The sequence below is a fragment of the Bacillus sp. FG16 genome (assembly GCF_057809515.1).
In genome coordinates, this window is sequence record NZ_JBMDKC010000171.1 from 1 (window position 1) to 6,409 (window position 6,409).

Sequence of the window (6,409 nt, forward strand, 5' to 3'; positions counted from 1 at the left end):
TTTTATCAAGCTGCCTAATGAAATAACCGTGTCTAACTTTTAGGGGTCACTTCAGAATTATAATCCATCTTGAACAGATTTCTTTACAATTACCCATGTGTCTTTCTTTTTAACCGTTATAGCTACATTAGTTCCATTAGATTCCTTATAAAAGATATATCCATTGTTTGAGTTTACATATGTTACTGGCTCGCCTATGCAATCTCGCGAGCAGGATTTGTTGACCAGTTCAATTAGGGATAGTTCGCTTGGATCGGTTTTACTTGCTTCTATAACAGCATCAAGGCTTGTTTTTCGATAACCTTGCAAGTTTATATGAAAAAGCTGCTCTATTTCTCCTGTAATGCTAGTATTCATTACTTCTACTGAATTCTTTTTTTCTTGAAGGAATCCGTTTTCATAAAGTAATTTTGTATATCCAATCCATGCTATTAATACTAGCATGAAAAACATACCCGTCATTTTAAGTATTCGAAGTCGTTTGCTTATAATTGTTTCTGAGTATTTCATTCAGTCTAATCCTCCAATGTTTTTAATTTAAATTATGCTTGGATACGTATTTTTAGAAGTGGATGAGGGTGAATGAGTTTTCAATAAAAAAGAAAACATCCAGAGTTAGATGCTTTCTTTTTTGTATTTTTCGCTATCTGTTAGTTACATGTTTCATAAGTGGTCTTATTTCTTTAACCGGTGGTTTCTTATCATAGGCATCAACGTAAGAAAAGTAGTAGTTTAAGTTTCTTAGAAGACCTTTTCCTATTTTTGCACTTAAGAAAGGAAATACTTGTCCGGTATAATCATCGAGAGATTTACAGTAATATTTTTCGTCTAAATATATGCTGTATTTACATGTTAGTTCTACTAAAGGATTACCTTCATCATCAAATACTTCTTTAGAATCAATAATATCTATTAGTGCAAATTTTTCATTTAGGTAAACTTTCTTTTTTTTCTCGTGTTTATTTGTGAGTATAAAAACGAGACCAATGGCGTTAATCAAACTATTTCCTCCTATAAAAAACGGATATTAATAAAATATATCGATATAAGCTAAATGTAAAGAGGAGAGGTGAAATATCATGGATAAAAATAAGTCGATTTATGTTGGGAAATCGACTTATTTTTATCCAGTATTAATGAGTAGTAACCTACTCTGATTAAAGTTTCACTTTATTGAAATACTTGCGGGAATTGTTTTACGATTGCGTTTGTTATCATGTCGGCCATTTCTAATGCTTCTTTTTCAATTTTATCGTAAAGTTTTACTCCTGCTTCATAATCTTTGTTTAGGAAGGCAAGTGCTTCTGCTTTCGTTAATGCTAAATGTTCATAAAACATTTTTCTAAATTCTTCTTTATCAATATATGGGTTAATACTGTTAAGAAATTCAGTAATTTCATCACCATTAGCGTACCATTTTTTCTCTATAGCGGCCGCTGCATTTTGATCACCAGTTTTTGCGGCTTTAACAAGATCTGCTGCAATTACTAAGTGATCTTTAATTAATGCACTATATTTTTTCACTGCATCCTCACCGTAAAACGGTTCAAGTGATAGTCCCATATGTGTTGCGTTTTGTAGAAGCCGTCCAACAGTAACGTTAACATCTGGTAAATTAAATACAATACTTATAATAGCCAATCTCGTCCAAGCGACGTGTTGTTCCCATAAAGAACGCATATACCCTTTTAAAAAATTCTCGTTTTTACTAATTCGGTAGTTACGTACGGATAAATCATAGTTTACATAAGGGTTATGGTAGGGGGAGTAATACGATTGCCAATAAGAATACATAAATAGTAACACTCCTTTGAACATGTATAACTCAAAGTATGATAAATATTTATTTTTAGTTACGTGTCCTAGATTATTTTTAGGGAATTTGAAATGGAGAAATTCAATGAATGATGTTGTGGTATATATGAATAAAATGAATATAAAGTAAAAGAGGGTCTGCAAGGGAAGTTGCAGACCCTCAAAAGGGTATTGCCGAGATGTCGGACTCGACTACGTAATGTTATCATAAAATTCTTTTGAAAAAACCTGGTAAATGTGTCCAAATGAAATTGGTACCGTCATAAAGTCAAAGGGACCTGCTTCCCGCGGCAGGCCCCATTAACTAGATAATGTCGATGAGCAAAAACTCATCTGGAGTACTTTTATAGTAACAAGTAAAATGTGTTTTGTGTATTGAGAAAGAAGAATTGCATAATTATATGTGAACAATTTAAATCCCAACAATTTATGATTATCATTAATTGTTGGGATTTAAATATGGTTATAAAATGGAGAAAAGACTTGGAAGTGAGATTGAAGTGGACAGAAGTATGTAATCATGAAAAAGATCTGCTAATATGAGCAGGTCAACTTAAGGGGTTTATTCAACAGATTATTATATATGGTAACAACTGAATTGTAGTAAGTCTATACATTTAATATTGAGAAAACTTCTGTGAATGATACATTTTTTGCGCATATATTAACGTCTAAAAAATTGAGAAAGAAAATGTAAAAGCTTTTTATAAGAGAATAATGGCTGATACTTATAGTATGATTCATATTTCCACGCATCATTATTAGAGAATTGGAATTGTGTTGTTTTCTTTTTTGCCGTGATGGAACTCATATTACGATGTTTCATATAGTAACCTCCTGAATTTATATGTATACAATTAGTAGTATTCAAGAAATGGAAATAAAATGAACATCTAAATTGAAACTCTTTCTTCATGTGTACTGGATTTACGTTATAAATGTTGTAAAACATATAAAACACGGATGCTAATTCATATTAAATATAGAATAATGAAAAAACAATAAGCATTTATTCATCCCTTTCAAGTCGTATAAGTGATTGATATAATAGAAGTAGATGAAAGATAAAGAAAAGCAGGTGACTCTTTTTTGTTTACTAAAGCACAAGAACTTTTAGCGTCCTACTTTGGTTATTCTTCGTTTCGAAGAGGACAAGATGAAACAATTAAAAATGTACTAGATAGGAAAGATACAGTTTGTATTATGCCAACAGGTGGCGGTAAGTCGATTTGTTATCAAATTCCGGCATTAGTATTTGAAGGAACGACGTTGGTTATATCCCCTTTAATATCACTTATGAAGGATCAAGTAGATACATTGGTACAGAATGGCATTTCAGCTACATATATTAATAGTTCTATTTCTATTGCTGAAGCAAATCAGCGAATTCAATTAGCGAAACAAGGACATTACAAGTTACTTTATGTGGCGCCTGAGCGTCTTGATTCGATGGAGTTTGTTGACCAACTTATCGATATGAAAATCCCTATGATTGCGATTGATGAAGCACACTGTATTTCACAGTGGGGACATGATTTCCGTCCAAGTTATTTACATATACATCGCATATTAGATTATCTTCCAGAAAAACCGCTCGTATTAGCATTAACAGCAACAGCAACACCGCAAGTACGTGATGATATTTGTAACACACTTGAAATTAATCAAGAAAATACAATTATGACAACGTTTGAGCGAGAGAACTTATCGTTTTCTGTCATTAAAGGACAAGATCGAAATGCATATTTGGCGGATTATATTCGTCAAAATCAAAAGGAATCTGGGATTATATATGCAGCTACTAGAAAAGTAGTCGATCAGTTATATGAAGATTTAATGAAGGCAGGAGTTTCTGTATCAAAATATCATGCTGGTATGAGTGATAGTGATCGAAATGAGCAACAAGAACTCTTTTTACGAGATGAAGTAAGTGTAATGGTAGCAACATCTGCATTCGGGATGGGTATTGATAAATCGAATATTCGTTACGTAATTCATTATCAGCTTCCAAAAAATATGGAAAGTTACTATCAAGAAGCAGGACGTGCTGGTCGTGATGGATTAGATAGTACATGTATATTGTTATATTCTTCTCAAGATGTACAAGTACAGCGTTTTTTAATTGATCAATCAACTGGAGAGTCACGTTTTTCAAATGAACTTGAAAAATTGCAAAATATGACCGATTACTGTCATACAGAACAATGTTTACAATCATTCATTTTGCAATACTTTGGAGAAGAACCGAAAGAAGATTGTGGACGCTGTGGTAATTGTACAGACGATCGTGAGAGCATTGATGTGACAAGGGAATCACAAATGGTTTTATCATGCATGATTAGAACGAACCAACGCTTTGGAAAGCAAATGATAGCGCAAGTATTAACGGGTTCGAAAAATAAGAAAGTTATTGAATTTAATTTTCATACTTTACCAACGTATGGGCTTTTATCGAACCGTAGTGTAAAAGAGGTCAGTGAGTTTATTGAGTTTTTAATTTCAGATGAGTTAATTGCAGTTGAACATGGCACTTATCCGACGTTAAAAGTAACAGAAAAAGGGAAAGAAGTATTACTTGGTAAAGAGAATGTTTTACGAAAAGAACGAGTAGAAACAAGACAAATTGTTCAAGACCATCCTTTATTTGAAGTGCTTCGTGAAGTACGTAAAGAAATTGCACAAGGAGAAGGTGTACCTCCGTTCGTTATTTTCTCTGACCAAACATTGAAAGATATGTGCGTGAAAATGCCACAAAGTGATTCCGAATTGTTGACGGTAAAAGGTATCGGAGAACACAAACTTGTGAAATATGGCTCGCACTTCTTACAAGCAGTTCAGCATTTTATTGAAGAAAATCCAAATTATGCTGAAACGATTAAGACAGAAGTAGTTTCAGAACGTAAAAAGGCAGGAAAAGCGTCCGCGAATTCTCATTTAGAAACGTATGAAATGTATAAACAAGGTATTGATTTGAATGAGATTGCAAAAGAACGCAACTTATCAAGACAAACAATAGAAAACCATTTAATTCGCTGCTACGAGGATGGAATGGAAGTAGAGTGGAAAAGTTTTGTTCCGGCAGAGTATGAATCTCTTATTGAAACTGCCGTTCAAAATGCAGAGGGTGGTCTGAAATCTATTAAAGAACAGCTTCCGAATGAAGTGAGTTACTTTATGATTCGTGCTTATTTACAAATAAGAAAGTAGAGACATATAAAGGGGATAAGAATTTATGTATCATGTTTTCGTTTATGGCACGTTAAGAAGAGGACAAACGAATGCTCATTATATGCTAGGTGCAACGTGCATTCCAGACAGAGCTTGGACATATGGAAAATTATTTGATACGAACGAAGGATATCCGGCCATGACTTATTCGATTGAAGAAAAGGTGTATGGAGAAGTTTATGTAGTAAATGATGAGATATTGTGTAAGTTAGATGAACTAGAAGAATATACAGGTAATGCGGAGACTGATTTATATAATCGAATTACGCAAACAGTATATGTTGCTGATAGGAAAATAGAGGCATATGTGTATATCGCTCAAGATAAAAAGATGATATTAAAAGTTATTGATTCTGGTGACTGGGTGGAGTATCAAAAAGAAAAATAAGAGTAGCTAAAGAGTAGATAGTGGTATAATCCATTATCTATTTTTTATACTTTCACTTTCAAAATTCTTATTATTTTGATAAATTGTAAATATAGTGAAATTAAAAGGAGGATTTTTCATGGGGATTAGAAATTTAGTTTCTCACCTGTAACAGAAAAATAATTTGCAGGAGGAGAATAATAATGAACGAATTAAATGTAAAAGAATTTTATAAAAAACAATTTGAACTAATAAGCTATGATATAAATAATGAAAATTGGTTACAGGAAGTTGCTAAAGAAGTGCAAGAACAAGTTGGATATCCAATTCAGACGATGTTAGAACTAGGGGCTGGAAATGGCGGATTTGCAAGGGCGATGTCTAATTTGAATGTAAAAATGAATACTGTTGAGCTTGTACCGGAGTTAGCTATGTTTGCAAAAGAACATTCTACTAATGACATTGAGGTTCATTGCGCCGATTTTTATAAAATTAACTTTAAAGAAAAGTTTGATGTTATTTGTTATTTAGACGGATTTGGTGTAGGAACCGATGAAGAACAATTATTTTTATTAAAACGTATACATAACTGGTTGAAAGATGATGGATGTGCACTTATTGATATTTATCAACCGTTATATTGGGAAAAGGCCAATGGACAAGAAATGCCGATAGGTTCTGCAATGCGAAAGTATGAATATGATAGTGAAAATGCAAGAATGCTAGACCATTGGTGGGAAATAGATTCTTCAAATGATATCGTGACACAATTTTTACGCTGCTATACTGTAGATGAGATTAGTAATTTATGTGCTGAGGCTCATTTAAGTATAGTTGGGATTTTCCCAGGAGGAGCGTATGATTTTGAAGCTGGGAAATATAAAGAGCAATCATCTTTAAATGAATGTTTATCATATCGAGTAAAAGTGAAAAAGAGTAGGGATTAATGAAGTGACCCCTAAAAGTTAGACACGGTTATTTCATTAGGCAGCTTGATAA

Annotated in this window: 7 protein-coding genes; 3 read left to right on the forward strand and 4 right to left on the reverse strand. The window is 32.9% G+C overall.

All coding sequences use genetic code 11. The features are described from left to right. Positions 1–57 precede the first annotated feature (57 nt). The 4 genes from ACODS7_RS30645 to ACODS7_RS30660 all read right to left on the reverse strand — a co-directional run bounded on the left by ACODS7_RS30645 (position 58) and on the right by ACODS7_RS30660 (position 2,641). Positions 58–510, reverse strand: coding sequence for a hypothetical protein (locus ACODS7_RS30645; RefSeq protein WP_000877573.1), 453 nt, complete (start codon positions 508–510; stop codon positions 58–60). 133 nt (positions 511–643) lie between these two features. Continuing rightward, positions 644–1,000: a hypothetical protein gene (locus ACODS7_RS30650; RefSeq protein WP_016081282.1), complete on the reverse strand. Its 357-nt coding sequence runs from the start codon at positions 998–1,000 to the stop codon at positions 644–646. Positions 1,001–1,170: 170 nt separating this feature from the next. Then, a complete protein-coding gene (locus tag ACODS7_RS30655; protein ID WP_016081283.1) occupies positions 1,171–1,794 on the reverse strand; it encodes a hypothetical protein in 624 nt (207 codons plus the stop codon). Between the two features lie 685 nt (positions 1,795–2,479). After that, on the reverse strand, positions 2,480–2,641 hold the full coding sequence (locus tag ACODS7_RS30660; protein WP_016081284.1) for a hypothetical protein: 162 nt from the start codon (positions 2,639–2,641) through the stop codon (positions 2,480–2,482). 263 nt (positions 2,642–2,904) lie between these two features. Here ACODS7_RS30660 and recQ point away from each other — a divergent pair, with 263 nt between their 5' ends. The 3 genes from recQ to ACODS7_RS30675 all read left to right on the forward strand — a co-directional run bounded on the left by recQ (position 2,905) and on the right by ACODS7_RS30675 (position 6,357). Then, positions 2,905–5,022, forward strand: a complete 2,118-nt coding sequence (gene recQ, locus ACODS7_RS30665; protein WP_029442548.1) for a DNA helicase RecQ — start codon at positions 2,905–2,907, stop codon at positions 5,020–5,022. A gap of 25 nt (positions 5,023–5,047) precedes the next feature. After that, positions 5,048–5,431: a gamma-glutamylcyclotransferase family protein gene (locus ACODS7_RS30670; protein ID WP_016081286.1), complete on the forward strand. Its 384-nt coding sequence runs from the start codon at positions 5,048–5,050 to the stop codon at positions 5,429–5,431. 182 nt (positions 5,432–5,613) lie between these two features. Then, on the forward strand, positions 5,614–6,357 hold the full coding sequence (locus ACODS7_RS30675; RefSeq protein ID WP_029442547.1) for a class I SAM-dependent methyltransferase: 744 nt from the start codon (positions 5,614–5,616) through the stop codon (positions 6,355–6,357). Positions 6,358–6,409 lie beyond the last annotated feature (52 nt).

Coding starts and splice junctions, on each gene's coding strand:
- ACODS7_RS30645 (WP_000877573.1), bottom strand. CDS start 510: ATGAAATACTCAGAAACAATTATAAGCAAACGACTTCGAATACTTAAA.
- ACODS7_RS30655 (WP_016081283.1), bottom strand. CDS start 1,794: ATGTATTCTTATTGGCAATCGTATTACTCCCCCTACCATAACCCTTAT.
- ACODS7_RS30670 (WP_016081286.1), top strand. CDS start 5,048: ATGTATCATGTTTTCGTTTATGGCACGTTAAGAAGAGGACAAACGAAT.
- ACODS7_RS30675 (WP_029442547.1), top strand. CDS start 5,614: ATGAACGAATTAAATGTAAAAGAATTTTATAAAAAACAATTTGAACTA.
- ACODS7_RS30660 (WP_016081284.1), bottom strand. CDS start 2,641: ATGAAACATCGTAATATGAGTTCCATCACGGCAAAAAAGAAAACAACA.